General features: G+C 69.9%; 18 protein-coding genes. 13 read left to right on the top strand and 5 right to left on the bottom strand.

All coding sequences use genetic code 11. The features are described from left to right. Positions 1-9 precede the first annotated feature (9 nt). The gene (gene ptsN, locus G8A07_RS26970) at positions 10-480 is read left to right on the top strand and encodes a PTS IIA-like nitrogen regulatory protein PtsN (protein ID WP_195794978.1); all 471 of its coding nucleotides are present in this window, start codon (positions 10-12) and stop codon (positions 478-480) included. A 31-nt stretch (positions 481-511) separates the two neighbouring features. Beyond that, positions 512-1,474: an HPr(Ser) kinase/phosphatase gene (hprK, locus tag G8A07_RS26975; RefSeq protein WP_195794979.1), complete on the top strand. Its 963-nt coding sequence runs from the start codon at positions 512-514 to the stop codon at positions 1,472-1,474. Between the two features lie 23 nt (positions 1,475-1,497). Here the strand turns inward: hprK and fur are convergent, their stop codons facing one another. Further along, positions 1,498-1,923 (bottom strand): ferric iron uptake transcriptional regulator, encoded by a 426-nt coding sequence (gene fur / locus G8A07_RS26980; protein ID WP_195794980.1) that lies wholly within the window; start codon positions 1,921-1,923, stop codon positions 1,498-1,500. A gap of 93 nt (positions 1,924-2,016) precedes the next feature. Here fur and G8A07_RS26985 point away from each other — a divergent pair, with 93 nt between their 5' ends. From G8A07_RS26985 to holA, 7 genes are all read left to right on the top strand, one after another. Beyond that, positions 2,017-2,568 carry an outer membrane protein assembly factor BamE gene (locus G8A07_RS26985; RefSeq protein ID WP_195794981.1) on the top strand — a complete coding sequence of 184 codons (552 nt, stop codon included), beginning with the start codon at positions 2,017-2,019 and terminating at the stop codon, positions 2,566-2,568. Continuing rightward, positions 2,565-3,380 (top strand): 4-hydroxy-tetrahydrodipicolinate reductase, encoded by an 816-nt coding sequence (gene dapB, locus G8A07_RS26990; protein ID WP_256441087.1) that lies wholly within the window; start codon positions 2,565-2,567, stop codon positions 3,378-3,380. The genes G8A07_RS26985 and dapB overlap by 4 nt, the downstream gene beginning before the upstream one ends. Positions 3,381-3,384: 4 nt before the next feature. Then, positions 3,385-4,035 carry a MotA/TolQ/ExbB proton channel family protein gene (locus G8A07_RS26995; RefSeq protein WP_195794982.1) on the top strand — a complete coding sequence of 217 codons (651 nt, stop codon included), beginning with the start codon at positions 3,385-3,387 and terminating at the stop codon, positions 4,033-4,035. An 18-nt stretch (positions 4,036-4,053) separates the two neighbouring features. After that, positions 4,054-4,479, top strand: a complete 426-nt coding sequence (locus G8A07_RS27000) for a biopolymer transporter ExbD (RefSeq protein WP_195794983.1) — start codon at positions 4,054-4,056, stop codon at positions 4,477-4,479. 66 nt (positions 4,480-4,545) lie between these two features. Continuing rightward, complete coding sequence (gene leuS / locus G8A07_RS27005; protein WP_195794984.1) at positions 4,546-7,179, top strand: leucine--tRNA ligase; 2,634 nt, start codon at positions 4,546-4,548, stop codon at positions 7,177-7,179. 5 nt (positions 7,180-7,184) lie between these two features. Beyond that, on the top strand, positions 7,185-7,679 hold the full coding sequence (lptE, locus tag G8A07_RS27010; protein ID WP_249937161.1) for an LPS assembly lipoprotein LptE: 495 nt from the start codon (positions 7,185-7,187) through the stop codon (positions 7,677-7,679). 4 nt (positions 7,680-7,683) lie between these two features. Further along, entirely contained in the window at positions 7,684-8,757 is a 1,074-nt protein-coding gene (gene holA, locus G8A07_RS27015; RefSeq protein ID WP_195794985.1) for a DNA polymerase III subunit delta, read from the top strand. On the opposite strand, the gene G8A07_RS27020 is transcribed toward holA, so the two are convergent. Further along, a complete protein-coding gene (locus G8A07_RS27020) occupies positions 8,754-9,611 on the bottom strand; it encodes a GNAT family N-acetyltransferase (RefSeq protein ID WP_195794986.1) in 858 nt (285 codons plus the stop codon). The genes holA and G8A07_RS27020 overlap by 4 nt on opposite strands. A gap of 276 nt (positions 9,612-9,887) precedes the next feature. On the opposite strand from G8A07_RS27020, the gene G8A07_RS27025 reads away from it, so the two are divergent. From G8A07_RS27025 to G8A07_RS27035, 3 genes are all read left to right on the top strand, one after another. Next, complete coding sequence (locus tag G8A07_RS27025; RefSeq protein WP_195794987.1) at positions 9,888-10,493, top strand: methylamine utilization protein; 606 nt, start codon at positions 9,888-9,890, stop codon at positions 10,491-10,493. A 7-nt stretch (positions 10,494-10,500) separates the two neighbouring features. Further along, positions 10,501-12,930, top strand: a complete 2,430-nt coding sequence (locus G8A07_RS27030) for a bifunctional diguanylate cyclase/phosphodiesterase (RefSeq protein ID WP_249937162.1) — start codon at positions 10,501-10,503, stop codon at positions 12,928-12,930. A gap of 64 nt (positions 12,931-12,994) precedes the next feature. Then, positions 12,995-13,393, top strand: a complete 399-nt coding sequence (locus G8A07_RS27035) for a VOC family protein (protein ID WP_195794988.1) — start codon at positions 12,995-12,997, stop codon at positions 13,391-13,393. Positions 13,394-13,432: 39 nt separating this feature from the next. Here G8A07_RS27035 and G8A07_RS27040 read toward each other — a convergent pair whose 3' ends face one another. Continuing rightward, a complete protein-coding gene (locus G8A07_RS27040) occupies positions 13,433-13,816 on the bottom strand; it encodes a hypothetical protein (RefSeq protein WP_195794989.1) in 384 nt (127 codons plus the stop codon). Between the two features lie 251 nt (positions 13,817-14,067). Between G8A07_RS27040 and G8A07_RS27045 the strand changes: the two genes are divergently transcribed. After that, the gene (locus G8A07_RS27045) at positions 14,068-15,051 is read left to right on the top strand and encodes a hypothetical protein (protein ID WP_195794990.1); all 984 of its coding nucleotides are present in this window, start codon (positions 14,068-14,070) and stop codon (positions 15,049-15,051) included. Positions 15,052-15,064: 13 nt separating this feature from the next. On the opposite strand, the gene G8A07_RS27050 is transcribed toward G8A07_RS27045, so the two are convergent. Next, positions 15,065-15,988 (bottom strand): glyoxylate/hydroxypyruvate reductase A, encoded by a 924-nt coding sequence (locus tag G8A07_RS27050; protein ID WP_195794991.1) that lies wholly within the window; start codon positions 15,986-15,988, stop codon positions 15,065-15,067. An 88-nt stretch (positions 15,989-16,076) separates the two neighbouring features. After that, on the bottom strand, positions 16,077-16,577 hold the full coding sequence (locus G8A07_RS27055) for a CinA family protein (RefSeq protein ID WP_195794992.1): 501 nt from the start codon (positions 16,575-16,577) through the stop codon (positions 16,077-16,079). Between the last annotated feature and the right edge of the window lies 1 nt (position 16,578).

Here is a 16,578-nt window from a genome sequence, read left to right on the forward strand (position 1 = left end):
TGCGACCCGATGAACCGTCTTGCCGCCATCCTGCCCGCCAGCAATGTGCTGGTGAATGTGGACGCCTCCAGCAAAAAGCGAGTCTTCGAGCAGGCCGGCCTGCTGTTCGAGAACAACCACACCATCTCCCGCGCCTCGGTGACGGACAACCTGTTCGCCCGCGAGCGCCTGGGTTCCACCGGCCTGGGCCATGGCGTGGCCATCCCGCATGGCCGCATCAAGGGCCTGAAGAACCCGTTGGCCGCCGTGCTGCGCGTGCAGCAGCCGATCGGCTTCGACGCGCCGGACGACGAACCGGTCAGCCTGCTGATCTTCCTGCTGGTGCCCGAGGCCGCGACCCAGCGCCATCTGGAGATCCTGTCCGAGATCGCTGAGATGCTGTCCGACCGTGAACTGCGCGAGCGCCTGAAGACCGAGGCCGAGGCCGCCGACCTGCACCGCCTGATCTCGGCCTGGGAGCCGCTGAAGTCGGTCGCCTGACACCCTTTCCGCCAAGCAAAGCCACCCCCGAGTGAAAGTCACCTCGATCAGCGCCGACCGGCTCTTCGAAGAGCATCGCGAGGCGCTGCGCTGGGAATGGATCGCCGGCCATGCCCATCCGGAGCGCCGCTTCGACGAAGCCGCCCTGCGCGACGCGCAATCGGCCGCCGACCTGGTCGGCTATCTGAACTACATCCACCCCTACCGGGTGCAGATCGTTGGCCGCCGCGAGGTGGCCTACCTGAGCCAGGCCTCCGGCGAGGTGCTGGACCGTCGCATCGCGCGCATCGTCACCCTGGAGCCGCCGGTCATCATCGTGGCCGACGACCAGCCGCCGCCGGACCGCCTGGTCGCGATGTGCGACCGTGCCGAGATCCCGCTGTTCGTCACCGCCGAATCCGCCGGCCATGTGATCGACCTGGTGCGCGCCTACCTGGCCCATGTCTGCGCCAACCGCACGACGCGCCACGGCGTGTTCATGGACATCCTGGGCCTGGGCGTGCTACTGACCGGCGAATCGGGCCTGGGCAAGAGCGAACTGGGCCTGGAGCTGATCTCGCGCGGCCATGGCCTGGTGGCCGACGACGCGGTGGATTTCTTCCGCATCGCCCAGACCGCAATCGAGGGCCGCTGCCCCGAGCTGCTGATGAACCTGCTGGAGGTGCGCGGCATCGGCCTCTTGGACATCAAGGCCATCTTTGGCGAGACCGCGGTGCGCCGCAAGATGCGGCTCAAGCTGATCGTGCACCTGGTCCGCAAGGAGACGATGGAGCGCGATTTCGAGCGTCTGCCCTATGAGCCCCTCTACGAGGACGTGCTGGGCATGCCGGTGCGCAAGGTGGTGATCGCGGTGGACGCCGGCCGTAACCTGGCGGTGCTGGTGGAGGCCGCAGTCCGCAACACCATCCTGCAGCTGCGCGGCATCGACACCTATCGCGAGTTCGTCGAGCGCCACCAGCGGGCGATCGAGCAGGGTCAGCTCGGCGACGACTGAAGCCGCCGCCGGCGGCTTCCAGATCAGCCGCGGTGTTCGCAGTTCTTCTTGGTGCAGGTCGCGTAGAGCGCCAGCGAATGCTCCTGCAGCGAGAAGCCGCGCTCCTTGGCGATCGAGTGCTGGCGCTCCTCGATCTGCGGGTCGAAGAACTCCTCGACACGGCCGCAGGTCAGGCAGACCAGGTGATCGTGGTGGTGGCCCTCGTTGAGCTCGAACACCGCCTTGCCGGACTCGAAATGGTTGCGCGACAGCAGGCCGGCCTGCTCGAACTGGGTCAGCACGCGGTAGACCGTGGCCAGACCGATGTCGGCCCCCTCGTTCAGCAGGGCTTTGTATACGTCTTCAGCGGTCATGTGGCGCTGCGCCGTCTTCTGGAAGATCTCCAGAATCTTGATGCGGGGCAACGTGGCCTTCAGGCCGCTGTTCTTGATTTCTTCGGTCCGGTCCATGGTGTCAAGCTGGGCCGACCCCCATGGGCCTGCCGCTAGAATGGGCCAATCATAGCCAGCAATGGGCGTGCTGCGCCCCCCGGCCCCGAAGATATGCGCCCCATCATCCCGCTCCTGACCTCCACGCTGGCCCTGCTGGGCCTTGCCGGCTGTTCCTCGCTGCCCTCGCTGGACAGCCTGCCCTCGGTGGCCGGCGACAAGGTGCTGGGCCTGGTGACCCCCTACCGGGTCGAGGTGGTGCAGGGCAATGTGCTGACCAAGGAGCAGGTGGCCCGGGTCAAGCCCGGCATGAGCCGCGCCCAGGTGCGCGACCTGCTGGGTTCGCCGCTGCTGACCGACATCTTCCATGACAACCGCTGGGACTACGCCTTCTCGATCCGCCGCCAGGGCGCGACGCCGCAGGCCCGCCATGTGATCGCCTGGTTCGAGGGCGACCAGCTGAAGTCGCTGGATCTGCCGGGCGACCTGCCCAGCGAAAACGAATTCATCGCCTCGATCAACACCTTCAAGCCGCGCAACCAGCCCAAGCTGGAACTGAGCGAGGCTGAGCGCAAGGCCCTGCCGGTGCCGGCCAAGCCGGAGGCCGCCGCCGCCGAGCCGGTCGGCCCGGTGCGCGCCTATCCGCCGCTGGAGCCGCGCTCGTGAGCGCCGGCCGCCCGCTGAACATCGCCATTGCCGGCGCCTCCGGGCGCATGGGCCGGATGCTGATCGAGGCCGTCGTCAACGCGCCCGACTGCAAGCTCTCCGGCGCGCTGGACCGCGAGGGCAGCCCCGCCCTGGGCCTGGACGCCAGCGCCTGGCTGGGCCAGACCAGCGGCGTCGCGATCACCGCCGACCTGCGCCAGGGCCTGACCGGCGCCGATGTGCTGATCGACTTCACCCGCCCCGAGGGCACCCTGGCCCATCTGGCCGTCTGCCGCGAGTTGGGCGTCAAGGCCGTGATCGGCACCACCGGCTTCACGCCGGCGCAGAAGGCCGAGATCGCCGCCCATGGCCAGCAGATCGGCATCATGATGGCGCCGAACATGAGCGTCGGCGTCAATGTCGTGCTGAAGCTGCTGGACCTGGCCGCGCGCTCGCTCGCCACCGGCTACGACATCGAGGTCATCGAGGCCCACCACCGCCACAAGGTCGACGCCCCCAGCGGCACCGCGCTGGCGATGGGCGAGGTGGTCGCCCAGGCCCTGGGCCGCGACCTGAAGGACTGCGCGGTCTACGGCCGCGAAGGCGTCACCGGCGAGCGCGATCCCTCCACGATCGGCTTCGCCACCGTGCGCGGCGGCGACATCGTCGGCGACCACACCGTGCTGTTCGCCGGCATCGGCGAGCGCATCGAGATCACTCACAAGTCCAGCAGCCGCGTCACCTATGCCGAGGGCAGCCTGCGCGCCGCGCGCTTCCTGGCCGCCAACGGTCCGGGCCTGTACGGCATGGACGATGTCCTCGGCCTGAGCTGAGCCCATGGTCGGCTTCAACCAGTTCTGGCACCAGGGCGATGCGGTCTCGCGGGGCGTGGCCCTGCTGCTGCTGCTGATGTCGGTCAGCGCCTGGGTGCTGATCTTCTGGAAGGCCTGGACCCTGAACCGCGCGCGTCGCGACCTGGGCCGCGCGGTGCCGGCCTTCTGGGCCGCGGCCGACCTGGACGGCGGCCGCCAGGCGCTGGTGAACTTCGACCGCGAGGAGATCCTGCTGCCGCTGCTGGACGCCGGCCGTGCCGCCGCCAACAGCAACACGCTGGAGGCCGCCGGCAAGCGAGAGTCGCAGCTGACGCGCCGCCTGCGCGACGCACTGCACGGCGTGCTGGCCCGGCTGCAGTTCGGCCAGGTGCTGCTGGCCTCGATCGGCGCCACCGCGCCCTTCGTCGGCCTGTTCGGCACTGTCTGGGGCATCTACCACGCGCTGGTCAGCATCTCGGCGGCCGGCAATATCTCGATCGAGAAGGTCTCCGGCCCGGTCGGCGAGGCCCTGATCATGACCGCCGCCGGCCTGGCCGTGGCGATCCCCGCGGTGCTGGCCTACAACGTGTTCGGCAAGTTCGTCGGCGGCTGCGAGGCCGACCTGGAAGGCTTCGCCCACGATCTGCGCGAGCTGCTGGAACAGCCGCCGCACTGAGAAGGAAGAGCCCGCGCGATGGCCTTTGGACGCCTGGAACGCCGCGACGCGCCCAAGCCGATGGGCGAGATCAACATGACGCCGCTGATCGACGTCATGCTGGTGCTACTGGTCATCTTCATGATCACCGCGCCGCTGATGAGCAGCTCCCTGCGCCTGAACCTGCCCGAGAGCGAGGCCGCCACGCCCAGCGAGGCGCCGGCCTTCATCGCGGTGGCGCTGCAGCCCGACGGCAGCCTCTACCTCGGCGAGGAGAAGCTGGAGCCGGCCGCCTTCCGCGAGCGGGTCGGCCTGCTGGCCAAGGGCCGGCCCGACATGGAGGTACAGCTGCGCGCCGACAAGGCCGTGCCCTATGGCAGCGTCGCCGAGCTGATCGGCTGGGTGCAGGCCGCCGGCCTGAACCGCATCGCCTTCGTCGCCGAGGCCCTTCCGGCCAAGCCCTGAGCCGTGCCGCCGGCTCCGGCGGCCACGCCTCCTACAATCGGCGCCTTCAGCGCCCCGTGCCCCATCATGAACGACAAGTACGCCCCGAACGAGATCGAAGCCGCCGCCCGCGAGTACTGGAACTCGCGTGACGCCTACAAGGTCAGCGAAGACCAGAGCAAGCCGAAGTTCTACGCCTGCTCGATGCTGCCCTACCCCAGCGGCAAGCTGCACATGGGCCATGTGCGCAACTACACGATCAACGACATGCTGACGCGTCAGCTGCGCATGAAGGGCCTCAACGTGCTGATGCCGATGGGCTGGGACGCCTTCGGCCTGCCGGCGGAAAACGCGGCGATGAAGAACAAGGTGCCGCCCGCGAAGTGGACCTACGAGAACATCGCCTACATGAAGGGCCAGATGCAGGCGATGGGCCTGGCGATCGACTGGTCGCGCGAGATCGCCACCTGCAAGCCCGACTACTACAAGTGGAACCAGTGGCTGTTCCTGAAGATGCTGGAGGCCGGCATCGCCGAGCGCCGCACCCAGGTCGTCAACTGGGACCCGGTGGACCAGACCGTGCTGGCCAACGAGCAGGTGGTGGATGGCAAGGGCTGGCGCTCGGGCGCCGTGGTCGAGAAGCGCGAGATCCCGGGCTACTACCTGAACATCGTCAAGTACGCCGACGAGCTGCTGGCCGCCGTCGCCGACCCCAGCGACAAGAGCTATCTGCATGGCTGGCCCGAGCGCGTGCGCCTGATGCAGGAGAACTGGATCGGCAAGAGCGAGGGCGTGCGCTTCGCCTTCCCGCACCAGATCAAGGACGCCGCCGGCACCTTGATCCAGGACGGCAAGCTGTTTGTGTTCACGACCCGCGCCGACACCATCATGGGCGTGACCTTCTGCGCCGTGGCGCCGGAGCATCCGCTGGCCGCCCATGCTAGCGCGGGCAATGCCAAACTGGCCGCCTTCATCGAGGAATGCAAGCAGGGCGGCACCACCGAGGCCGAGCTGGCCACGCAGGAAAAGAAGGGCATGGCCACCGGCCTGTTCGTCACCCATCCGCTGACCGGCGCGCAGGTCGAGGTCTGGGTCGGCAACTATGTGCTGATGAGCTATGGCGACGGCGCCGTGATGGGCGTGCCGGCGCATGACGAGCGCGACTTCGAGTTCGCCAAGAAATACGGCCTGGCCATCAAGCAGGTGGTCGCGGTCGAGGGCGAGAGCTACAGCACCGCCGCCTGGGCCGAGTGGTACGGCGACAAGCAAAAGGGCGTCTGCATCGAGTCCGGCGTGCTGAACGGCCTCTCCTACAAGGCCGCCGTCGACAAGGTCGCCGAGCTGGTCGGCGAGCAGAACCTCGGCGCGAAGAAGACCACCTGGCGCCTGCGCGACTGGGGCATCAGCCGCCAGCGCTACTGGGGCACGCCGATCCCGATCATCCATTGCGAGAACTGCGGCGCGGTGCCGGTGCCGGCCCAGGACCTGCCGGTCGTGCTGCCCGAGGAATGCATCCCGGACGGCAGCGGCAACCCGCTGAACAAGCATGCCGCCTTCCTGAACTGCAGCTGCCCCAAGTGCGGCAAGCCGGCCAAGCGCGAGACCGACACGATGGACACCTTCGTGGACAGCTCGTGGTACTTCATGCGCTATTGCGACGCCAAGAATGACCAGGCCATGGTCGGCGAGGGCACGCAATATTGGATGCCGATGGATCAGTACATCGGCGGCATCGAGCACGCGATCCTGCACCTGCTGTACGCGCGCTTCTGGACCAAGGTGATGCGCGACCTGGGCCTGGTCAAGGTGGACGAGCCCTTCACCAAGCTGCTGACCCAGGGCATGGTGCTGAAGGGCGCCTTCTCGCACAAGCCGGCCGACGCGGGCAAGAACTACTACTGGGAGCATGAGGTCGACGTCCAGCTCAACGAGCATGGCCAGGTCATCGGCGGCACCCTGAAGAAGGACGGCACGCCGCTCGACTACGAGATGACCACCATGTCGAAGTCGAAGAACAACGGCGTCGACCCGCAGCAGCTGATCGACCAGTACGGCGCCGACACCGCACGCCTGTTCGTGATGTTCGCGTCGCCGCCGGAGCAGACCCTGGAGTGGAACGACGCTGGCGTCGATGGCGCGCACCGCTTCCTGAAGCGCGTCTGGGGCTTCGGCGCCAAGAACGCGGCCGGCATCAAGGCCGGCGGCGCTGATTTCGCCGCACTGTCCGGCGAGGGCAAGGCGCTGCGCCGCGAGGTGCATCTGGTGCTGAAGCAGGTCTCGTACGACTACGAGCGCATGCAGTACAACACCGTGGTCTCGGGCGGCATGAAGCTCTTGAACGCGCTGGAGGGCTTCAAGGCCGCCGGCCAGGACGCCGCCGTGCGCGAAGGCTTCTCGGTGCTGCTGCGCGTGCTCTACCCGGCCTGCCCGCATATCGCGCACACGCTGTGGGTCGATCTCGGCTTCGCCGCCGAGCTGGGCGACCTGCTGGACGCGCCCTGGCCCGCGGTCGACGAGGCCGCGCTGGTGCAGGACGAGATCGAGCTGATGCTGCAGGTCAACGGCAAGCTGCGCGGTGCCATCAAGGTGCCGGCCGCCGCCGACAAGGCCGCGATCGAGGCCGCCGCGCTGGCCAACGAGAAGTTCGCCGAGTTCAGCGAGGGCAAGGCGCCGAAGAAGGTCGTGATCGTGCCCGGCCGCCTGGTCAACATCGTCGTCTGAGCAGCATGATGGACCGCCGCCTGCTGCTCTCCAGCCTCTCGGCCGCCGTGCTCGCCGGCTGCGGCTTCGCGCCGCGCCGCGAGCCCGAGCTGCATTTCCGCAGCCTGGGCCTGCAGGGTTTTCGGCCCGGCTCGCCGCTGGCCGTCGAGCTGAAGCGCCAGCTCGGCCGCACGCCGGTGCAGCTGGTCGAGGACTTCAACAAGGCCGAGGTGGTGCTGGAGGCCAAGCGCGACGAGCGCGACAAGACCGTGGTCGTGTCGACCAGCGCCGGCCAGGTGCGCGAATGGGAGCTGCGCCTGCGCGTGGACTACCTGCTGCGCACCGCGGCCGGCGAGATCCTGCTGCCGCTGACCGAGCTGCGCCTGACCCGCGAAATGAACTACACCGAGTCCGACGCGCTGGCCAAGGAGCAGGAGGAGGCGCAGCTGTTCCGCGCGATGCAGTCCGACGCGGTGGCGCAGATCATGCGCCGCCTGGCCGCCGTCAAGTTACCGAGCTGACGCCTTGCAGATCCGCCCCGACGCGCTCGCCGCGCAGCTGGCCAAGGGCCTGAAGCCGCTCTACACGGTCTATGGCGACGAGCCGCTGCTGGCCCAGGAGGCCTGCGACGCGATCCGAAGCGCGGCGCGCGCGCAGGGCTATGGCGAGCGCAAGGTCTTCACCGTCAGCGGCGCCTATTTCGACTGGGGCCCGGTGCTGGGTGCGGCGCAGGCGCTGAGCCTGTTCGCCGAGCGCCAGTTCATCGAGATCCGCATCCCCAACGGCAAGCCCGGCAAGGACGGCTCCGAGGCGCTGCAGCGCTATTGCGAGCGCCTGCCCGAGGACGTGGTGACGCTGGTCAGCCTGCCGCGCCTGGACAAGACGCAGATGAACGGCGCCTGGTTCAGCGCGCTGGACGGCCATGGCGTCACGGTGCGGGTCGACCCGGTCGAGCGCCGCATGCTGCCGCAATGGATCGCGCAGCGCCTGGCGGCCCAGGGCCAGCCGGTCGCCGAGGGCGAGGAGGGGCAGCGCGCGCTGGCCTTCTTCGCCGACCGCGTCGAGGGCAATCTGCTGGCCGCGCACCAGGAGCTGCAGAAGCTCGCGCTGCTGCACCCGCAGGGGCCGCTGGCCTTCGAGCAGATCGAGCAGGCGGTGCTGAACGTCGCGCGCTACGACGTGTTCAAGCTCAGCGAGGCCGTGCTGGCCGGCCAGCTGACCCGCGTGCTGCGCATGCTGGACGGCCTGCAGGCCGAGGGCGAGGCCGCGGTGCTGGTGCACTGGACCCTGGCCGAGGATGCCCGCGCGCTGAAGCGCGTGCGCGAGGCGGTGGACGCCGGCAAGCCGCTGCCGATGGCGCTGCGCGAGGCGCGCGTCTGGGGCGCGAAGGAAAAGCTGTTCGAGCGCATCGTGCCGGGCCTGAAGACCCAGCAGCTGGTCCCGCTGGTCGAGGCCGCGCAGATCTGCGACGGCATCGTCAAGGGCCTGCGCCACCCCGGCTGGCCGCAGGAGCCCTGGGACGCGCTGAAGCGCCTGGCCCTGATGCTGATCGAGGTGGCCGCCGCGCCGCGCGCGCCGAAGCTGGCGCTGCGGCCTTAGTCGGCCAGGCCGGGATAGCAGAACTCCCAGGAACGCAGCCGGTAGTCCGGCGCGAAGCCCAGCTTCAACGCCAGCGCCAGCGAGGCCGGGTGGCTGACCATCGCGGTCCATTGCGGCTCCAGCCCGCGCCGCCAGGCTTCCTGCAGATAGGCCGCACAGGCCTGGGTGGCCAGGCCGCGCTTGTAGAAGCCCTCGTCATGGGTGCGCACCGCGATCTCGTGGCGGGTGCCGCTGACATAGCAGGAGAAGCAGTGGCTCAGCAGCTGGCCGTCGGCCGCCTGCACCACATAGCCGAAGCCCTGGGCCAGGAAGGCCTCGACCGAGGGCCAGAACTCGTCCAGCTCGCCCTCCCACAACCGCTCGGCCAGCGCGCGGTCGATACGCGCCAGCGTCAGCCCCGGCGCCAGCAGGCGGTAGCCGGGCCGCCAGAGCTCGAAGCGCGTCGCGTCGAAGCGGTGGTACTGCCATTGATCGGCCTCGGGGCCGCGGTGCGCGATCGCGCGCAGCAGGGTCCATTCCCAGTCCATGTCGAACAGGGTCGCGACAAAGCAGCTGCCACCGATCGCCTCGCAGTCCTCGCGCAGCTGGGTCTCGATGCTGACCGCCAGCCGCGCGTCCAGGCCCGGCAGCCGGGCATCGCCCAGCAGATAGCTGCTGCTGCCGGTGGCGCTGATCAGGGCCGCGCGCGGGCGCAGCGGGTCGTCCACCCAGACGCCGCCCCGGGCGCCGCCGCGCAGCACCGCGTTCAGCGGCACCTCGGCGCGCGCCGCCGCATGTTCATGCAGCAGCGGGGCGAGCAGGGGGTAGGCGGCGGGTTCGAGGCAGTGCAGCGCGTCGGGAGGGGTGGGCATCATCGGGAGGAGAAACAACAGCGGATGCTGCGCATTGTTCGAACGCCGCCGGCGCGGGTCCACGGCCTTGGGACGGATTGCAGGATCCGCCGCTCGGAACGCAAAAAGCCGGCGGCGGACGCGCGATACTGCACGGCACCGGGCCTCTTGCGGGCCGGGTCCTCAAGCCCGGCGCCGGCGCTGACGATAGAGTCGCTGGCACGAGCGAAGAACCCCAGGCCGGTGATCACTGTCGGGGCGCGTTGTCTTCTGCACAAAAGAAAAGGCTGCCACACCACGATGAACCGATGCGCCTCCTCGCATGCGCTGCTGGCGGCCTGCCTGCTGGGCTGCATCGGTGCGGCCCAGGCCCTGCCCTGGCTGGTGCAGGTGCGCGGCCCGGACGGCGCGCCGCTGGCCGATGCGGCGGTGGCGGTGGAGCTGCGCGGCCAGGCCAGCCGCGCGCCGGCCGGCACCCGGGCCGAGATGGCACAGCGCGAGCGCCAGTTCCAGCCCTTCGTGCTGGTGGTGCAGACCGGCACCGCGGTGAACTTCCCGAACTTCGACACGGTGCGCCACCATGTCTATTCCTTCTCGCCGGTGAAGACCTTCGACCTCAAGCTCTACACCGGCACGCCGGCCGAGCCGGTGCTGTTCGACAAGTCCGGCATCGCGGCCCTGGGCTGCAATATCCACGACAAGATGGGCGCGCATATCGTCGTCGTCGACACGCCCGTCTTCGCCAAGACCGATGCCCAGGGCCAGGTGCGGCTGGACCTGCCGCCCGGCGAGCATTGGCTGCGCGCCTGGCACCCGCGCCAGGCCCGGCCGCAGCTGCAGAGCCAGCGCCTGAGCGTGCCGGCCGGCGGCGCGGGCGGCGGCAGCACCACCCTGACCCTGGAGTGACCGGCGCATGCCCGCCTTCCTGAACCTGCGCCGGCTCGAGGGCCGCATCGTCGCGCTGTTCCTGGCCTTGCTGCTGGTGGTGCAGCTGGCCGGCTTCGCACTGACCCGCAGCAGCATCGGCCGCAATGCCGACGGCGCGATCGCCGCCGAGCTGAAGACCGGCGAGCGCGTGCTGCAGCGCCTGCTGGCGCAGGAGGCCGACAAGCGCCGCGACGCCGCCGAGCTGCTGGCCAAGGACTACGGCTTCAAGCAGGCGATCGGCCTGCCGCTGGCCGAGGCCGGCACGGTCGAGACCATCCGCGATGCGCTGATGAACCAGGGCGAGCGCATCGGCGCCAGCGTGGTCGCCTATGCCGACAACGAGCTGCACCTGGTCGCCGCGACGCGCGCGGACGCCGAGCGCTTCATGGGCCTGCTGCAGACGCTGAGTCGCAGCAGCGGCAATGGCGCGGCTCAGCAGTCAGCAGCGCCGCAGCTGGCCCTGCTGGACGGCGGCGAGGCTTACCAGGTGGTGGCCGTGCCGGTGCGCACGCCGGCGCCGGTGGGCTGGATCCTGATGGGCTTCGCGCTCGACGCCGCGCCGCTGCGCGACCTGCAGAGCCTGTCCGAGCTGCGCAGCCTGCTGGTGGTGCGCGATGGCGCGCGGGGCTGGCGCCCGCTGGTCGGCACCCTGCCGGACGCGACCGCGGGCCGGCTGGCGCAGCAGATCCCGGCCGGCGGCGAAGCGCGCATGTTCGCCGTCAGCGTCGCCGACGAGCAGCTGCGCGGCCGCTTCGTGCCGCTGCTGCACAAGGGCCCGCAGGAGCAGCTGGGCGCGGTGCTGCTGCGCTCCTTCGACGAGGCCATTGCGCCCTACCGCCAGCTGCAGCTGACCCTGCTGGGCTTCACGATCGTCGGCGTCGTCGCCTTCGCGCTGGGCAGCGTGCTGATGGCGCGCCGCATCAGCCGCCCGCTGCAGCAGCTGGCGCGTTCGGCACGTCGCTTGGGCCAGGGCGACTACGACACGCCGATCCCGCCACCGGTGCGCCACGAGGTGGCCGAGGTGCGCGAGCTGGCCACCGCGGTCGAGACCATGCGCACCGACATCCGCGAACGCGAGGAACAGGTGCACCGCCTGGCCTTCTGGGATCCGCTGACCGGGCTGCCGAACCGCGAGCAGTTCGCCCAGCATCTGGGCGAACGCCTGGCGGCCGGCCAAGCCTGCGCGGTGCTGATGCTGGACCTGGACCGCTTCAAGCATGTCAACGACGTGCTGGGCCATGCCTTCGGCGACCGCCTGCTGTGCAGCGTGGCGGCGCGGCTGCAGGCCCTGCAGGGCGGCGCCGCCGGCCATCTGCTGGCGCGCCTGGGCGGCGACGAGTTCGTGCTGCTGCTGGACGGCGCCGACGCGAACGCCGCGCTGGCCTTGGCCGCGCGCATCCACCACGATTTCGAGACCCCGCTGTGCATCGACGACCAGACCGTCGACCTGGGCGCCGGCATCGGCATCGTGCTGGCGCCGGAGCAGGGCCGCGAGGTCAGCCAGCTGCTGGCGCGCGCCGAGCTGGCGATGTATGCGGCCAAGCGCCGCCAGAGCGGCAGCATGGTCTACGAGAGCGCGCTGGACGCCGGCAGCCAGGAAGCGCTGTCCCTGCTGAGCGAGCTGCGCCGCGCGATCGAGCTGCAGGAGCTGCGCCTGTTCCTGCAGCCCAAGGTCGACCTGAAGAGCGGTCTGGTACACAGCGCCGAGGCCCTGGTGCGCTGGGAGCATCCGACGCGCGGCCTGGTGCCGCCGATGCAGTTCATCCCCTTCGCCGAGCAGACTGGCTTCATCCGCCAGCTGACCGCCTGGGTGATCGAGGAATCGGCCAAGGTCGCGCGCGAGGCGCAGCGGCTCGGCCTGCCGCTGCGCATCAGCGTCAACCTCAGCACCCGCGACCTGCTGGACCAGGACCTGCCCGCCAAGATCGAGGCCCTGCTGAGCCGGCATGGCGCCGACCCGTCGATGCAATGCCTGGAGATCACCGAGAGCGCGATCATGGACGACCCGCAGCGCGCGCTGCACACGCTGGAGCGCCTGTCGGAGATGGGCTTCAAGCTGTCGATCGACGACTTCGGCACCGGCTATTCCTCGCTGGCCTACCTGAAGCGCCTGCCGGTCAACGAGCTGAAGATCGACCGCAGCTTCGTGATGGCGATGGAGCGCGACCTGGACGACGCGCGCATCGTGCGCTCGACCATCGAGCTGGCGCACAACCTGGGCCTCAGCGTCGTGGCCGAGGGCGTCGAGACCGGCAAGGCCTGGAAGCTGCTGGCCGAGCTGGGCTGCGACGAGGGCCAGGGCTACTTCATCGGCCGCCCGGTGCCGGCCCAGCAGCTGCTGGACTGGCTGCCCGGCTGGCGCGCGCCGGACCTCAGCAACGAGTCGCTGGACACGGTGATGGCGGGCCTGAATTGAGCGCTGCGGCGGCAGCGGCTTCGATAAACTGTAAATTCATACAGCTCCTATCGAAGCCATGCGCATGCTCCACCACCTCTCCTTCGGCGTCAACAACCTGCGGCGGGCGGCCGACTTCTATGACGCGGTCCTCGAGCCGCTAGGCTATGTGCGCGTGTGGACCGACTTCGAAGGCGATGAAAACACGCAGGCCGTCGGCTATGGAGAACCCGGCGGCGGCGACAAGCTCGCGCTGAAGCAGCATCCGAACGTCGCCGTGGCACCCGGCCCGGGCTTCCACCTCGCCTTCTCGGCACCCAGCCGGGAGGCCGTCGATAAATTCCACCAGGCCGCGCTCCGCCACGGGGGCCAGGACAACGGAGCCCCAGGGCTGCGGCCCGACTACGGACCGCATTACTACGCCGCCTATGTCGTCGACCCCGAGGGCTTTCGAATCGAAGCCGTGATCACCACGGCGGCCTGAGTTTCTCTTTTTTCTCTCTCTTCTGGTGGCAGCCGCGCTTCACTGGCGCATCAGCATGAACTTGCGCCCGTCACCAAACACGCCTTCGTAGGTCCTGTCGTCGACGCGCTTGGCCTGCCATTGGCTGTCCCGGCAACCGGTGAGCGCCTTGGACGCGAGGATGCCGAGCTCAAAGCCTTCGCTGGACTCGTTCGAGATCACGATCGGCGCTTCGCGGCCGACGCAGGGGTCATCTCGGCTCTTGGCCAAGAGCTGGTAGGTCCCGGCCCCGTTGGAGATCACCAGCTTGGCCTCGCGAGGCTGCCCCGAGGCCGAAGGAAACTTCGCGACCCAGTTGCCGTTCAATGACGAAGGCTCCTGGGCGAAGCTGGCCGTGCAGGCGAAGCATGCGATCAGCGAAACAACCACAGAGCGCTTGACCATGTCTTCCTCCAGTTCCCGGGGGCCGGCGGAGTGGCGGGCAACTCCCGCGGCGAGCCAGTATTGCGCACATGAGGCGGCGCGGCAACCGGGGCGCGGCCCGACTTGCTGGGCCAGTTCATTCGGCAGCCGACCGGCGGTGATATCTTGCTCCCGCGCTCGCGCCGTGGCCACTCCGGCCCGGCAAGACCTGCCCCTCCGGCTTGGTGGGGAATCGCCAAGGCCTGACATCCACCCTTTCCCGAGCCCAGCGCATGATCGTTCCCGACTACTGGGCCGAGGCCCGCAAGCAGCACCGCAGCAAGGACCGGCAGCTCACGGTGCGCCGGTTCGGATGGTCCAGCAGCAGCGAGGCCGAGGCGCAGGCCATGGCCGAACGTCGCGCCGAGGAGGCGCTGCGGCAGATTCTCGCGGGCGACAAGACGCTGGCGCAGCGCGAGAGCAAGACCGCCTACAACGGCGCGACGGGTGTGCCGATCCGCGAGGAGGTGCTTGCCAGGCATGGCGAGGAGGTCATCACCCGCAACTCCTACGGCGCCCGCTGCCTCAACACACCGTCGGCTCTCTTTGCCGACATCGATTTCTCCATCGCACCACGCGCCCGGCATACCCTCGGCGTGTTCGCGCTGTTCACGGCAACGAGCGTCCTGGTCGGCGCCATCTTCCACAGCTGGGCGCTCGGCTTTGGCCTGTGGATGCTCTCACTCTTTTTGATCAGGGGCTCCGCTGCCTTGTTCCATCGACTGGTCCTGCGCGCCCAGGGCGGGCATGAGGACATGGCACATCGGCGGATCCATGGCTTCCTGGCCAGGAATCCCGCCTGGGGCCTGCGGGTCTATCGGACGCCCGGCGGCCTGCGCCTGCTGGCCACGCATGCCTTGTTCGAGGCCTCGTCCCCGGAGGTCGCCGAGTTCTTCTCGGCGGTCGGCGCCGACCCGCTTTACGTCCGCATGTGCCAGAACCAGCAATGCTTTCGTGCCCGGCTCTCCGCCAAGCCCTGGCGCATCGGCATTGGCGCGCATATGCGCCCCCGGCCCGGCGTCTGGCCGGTTCATCCGGACCGGATGCCGGTCCGCAGCCAATGGATCGCCGCGTATGAGCAGGCCGCCGCCGCCTTTGCGGCCTGCCATTTCCTGAACTCTGTCGGCTCCGAGCGGGTACATCCGGAGCTCGGCCGGGTCATCGAACTGCATGACCGCGAGGCGCGGGCGAATGAGCTGGCGCTGCCCCTGGCGTGACGAGGCCGGACGCTCAGTAGCCCCTGTCGCGCTCCACCCGATGCGCCGGCTCCCGGCCCGCGCGCCAGGCGCGCAGATTGGCCGCCACCAGCGCGGCGGCGCTGCGTGCATCGGTCTGCGCCGCGGTGTGCGGCAGCACGGTGACGCGCTCATGCGACCAGAAGGGATGGGCCGCCGGCAGCGGCTCGACCTGGAACACGTCCAGCACCGCGCGGCCGATGCGGCCGGCGTCCAGCGCGGCCAGCAGGTCCGCCTCCACCACATGGGCGCCGCGCGCCAGGTTGATGAAGCCGGCGCCGCGCTTGAACTGCGCCAGCCGCGCCGCATCGAAGAAACCGCGCGTCGCCTCGGTCAGCGGCATCAGGTTGATCACCGTGTCGGCCTCGCCCAGCGCCGCGGCCAGCGCCGCCTCGCCATGCAGGCAGCGCACGCCGGGCAGCTCGGCCGGGCGGCGGCTGTAGCCGCTGACCGCATAGCCCTGCGCCGCCAGCAGCTGCGCGACCCGCCCGCCCAGCTCGCCCAGGCCCAGCACCAGCACGCGCCATTCGCCGGCGCGCGGCTGCGCGAGCTGGCGCCACTCGGCGCGGCGCTGCTGCGCCTGGATCTCGAAGAAGCCGCGGTGCAGGCCCAGCACGGCCCAGAGCGCGGTCTGCGGCATCGCCTCGTTCATCGCCGGGTCGACCATGCGCGCGATCGGCACGCCGGCCGGCAGGGTGTCGTCGGCCAGCAGCTTCTCGACCCCGGCCCACAGCGACTGGATGAAGCCCAGCCGCGGCAGGCCCTGCAGCGCGCCCGGCGGCGGGTTCGCCACCACCGCGGCCTCCACCTCGGGACCGGGCTCCAGCACCCAGGACTCCTCGGGCAGCGCCGCCCGCAGCAGCGCCAGCCATTGGTCGCGCTCCGCCGCCTCCCAGCGGCCGCTCAGCAGGATGCTCATGACTGCAGCCCCTCGCCTGGTGAGTACGCCCGTCGATCCCCCAAGGGGATGCTGGCCGGCTTGGGACGGCCCGTCGCTCGGCCAGCCATCAGGAGTCCTTGTCTTCCAATGCCTCGCACAGCGCCATCAGGCCCGAACGCAGGGTGCCGATGCGCACCGCATGGCGGTCGCCGGGGAAATGCTCCTGCCAGACCTTGGGCGCGCGCTGCCCATGCACCAGGGCCAGCCAGACCGTACCGACCGGCTTCTCGGCGCTGCCGCCGGTGGGGCCCGCGATGCCGGTGACGGCCAGGGCCCAGTCGATCGGCGCGTGGGCCAAGAGGCCGCGGGCCATGTGCAGCGCCACCTCGCCGCTGACCGCGCCATGCAGGCCGATCAGCGCCGCCGGCACGCCCAGCAGCTCGGTCTTGGCCTCGTTGCTGTAGCTGACCACGCCGCGCTCGAACCATTGGCTGGAACCCGAGAGGCTGGTGCAGGCCGCGGCGATCAGGCCGCCGGTGCAGCTCTCGGCCGTGCCCATGCGCTCGCGGCGCTGGATCAGCGCGACCGCGATGCGGTCGATCAACTCGTGCTCTTCGGGAAACAGCATG

Origin of the sequence: Roseateles sp. DAIF2 (assembly GCF_015624425.1) — a bacterium.
Classification (GTDB): Bacteria; Pseudomonadota; Gammaproteobacteria; order Burkholderiales; family Burkholderiaceae_C; genus Kinneretia.

Bases quoted from the DNA above. Each gene is read 5' to 3' on its own strand.
- ptsN (WP_195794978.1), top strand. From the start codon at position 10: ATGAACCGTCTTGCCGCCATCCTGCCCGCCAGCAATGTGCTGGTGAAT.
- fur (WP_195794980.1), bottom strand. From the start codon at position 1,923: ATGGACCGGACCGAAGAAATCAAGAACAGCGGCCTGAAGGCCACGTTG.
- G8A07_RS26985 (WP_195794981.1), top strand. From the start codon at position 2,017: ATGCGCCCCATCATCCCGCTCCTGACCTCCACGCTGGCCCTGCTGGGC.
- G8A07_RS26995 (WP_195794982.1), top strand. From the start codon at position 3,385: ATGGTCGGCTTCAACCAGTTCTGGCACCAGGGCGATGCGGTCTCGCGG.
- G8A07_RS27000 (WP_195794983.1), top strand. From the start codon at position 4,054: ATGGCCTTTGGACGCCTGGAACGCCGCGACGCGCCCAAGCCGATGGGC.
- leuS (WP_195794984.1), top strand. From the start codon at position 4,546: ATGAACGACAAGTACGCCCCGAACGAGATCGAAGCCGCCGCCCGCGAG.
- lptE (WP_249937161.1), top strand. From the start codon at position 7,185: ATGATGGACCGCCGCCTGCTGCTCTCCAGCCTCTCGGCCGCCGTGCTC.
- G8A07_RS27020 (WP_195794986.1), bottom strand. From the start codon at position 9,611: ATGATGCCCACCCCTCCCGACGCGCTGCACTGCCTCGAACCCGCCGCC.
- G8A07_RS27025 (WP_195794987.1), top strand. From the start codon at position 9,888: ATGAACCGATGCGCCTCCTCGCATGCGCTGCTGGCGGCCTGCCTGCTG.
- G8A07_RS27030 (WP_249937162.1), top strand. From the start codon at position 10,501: ATGCCCGCCTTCCTGAACCTGCGCCGGCTCGAGGGCCGCATCGTCGCG.
- G8A07_RS27035 (WP_195794988.1), top strand. From the start codon at position 12,995: ATGCTCCACCACCTCTCCTTCGGCGTCAACAACCTGCGGCGGGCGGCC.
- G8A07_RS27040 (WP_195794989.1), bottom strand. From the start codon at position 13,816: ATGGTCAAGCGCTCTGTGGTTGTTTCGCTGATCGCATGCTTCGCCTGC.
- G8A07_RS27045 (WP_195794990.1), top strand. From the start codon at position 14,068: ATGATCGTTCCCGACTACTGGGCCGAGGCCCGCAAGCAGCACCGCAGC.
- G8A07_RS27050 (WP_195794991.1), bottom strand. From the start codon at position 15,988: ATGAGCATCCTGCTGAGCGGCCGCTGGGAGGCGGCGGAGCGCGACCAA.
- G8A07_RS27055 (WP_195794992.1), bottom strand. From the start codon at position 16,577: ATGCTGTTTCCCGAAGAGCACGAGTTGATCGACCGCATCGCGGTCGCG.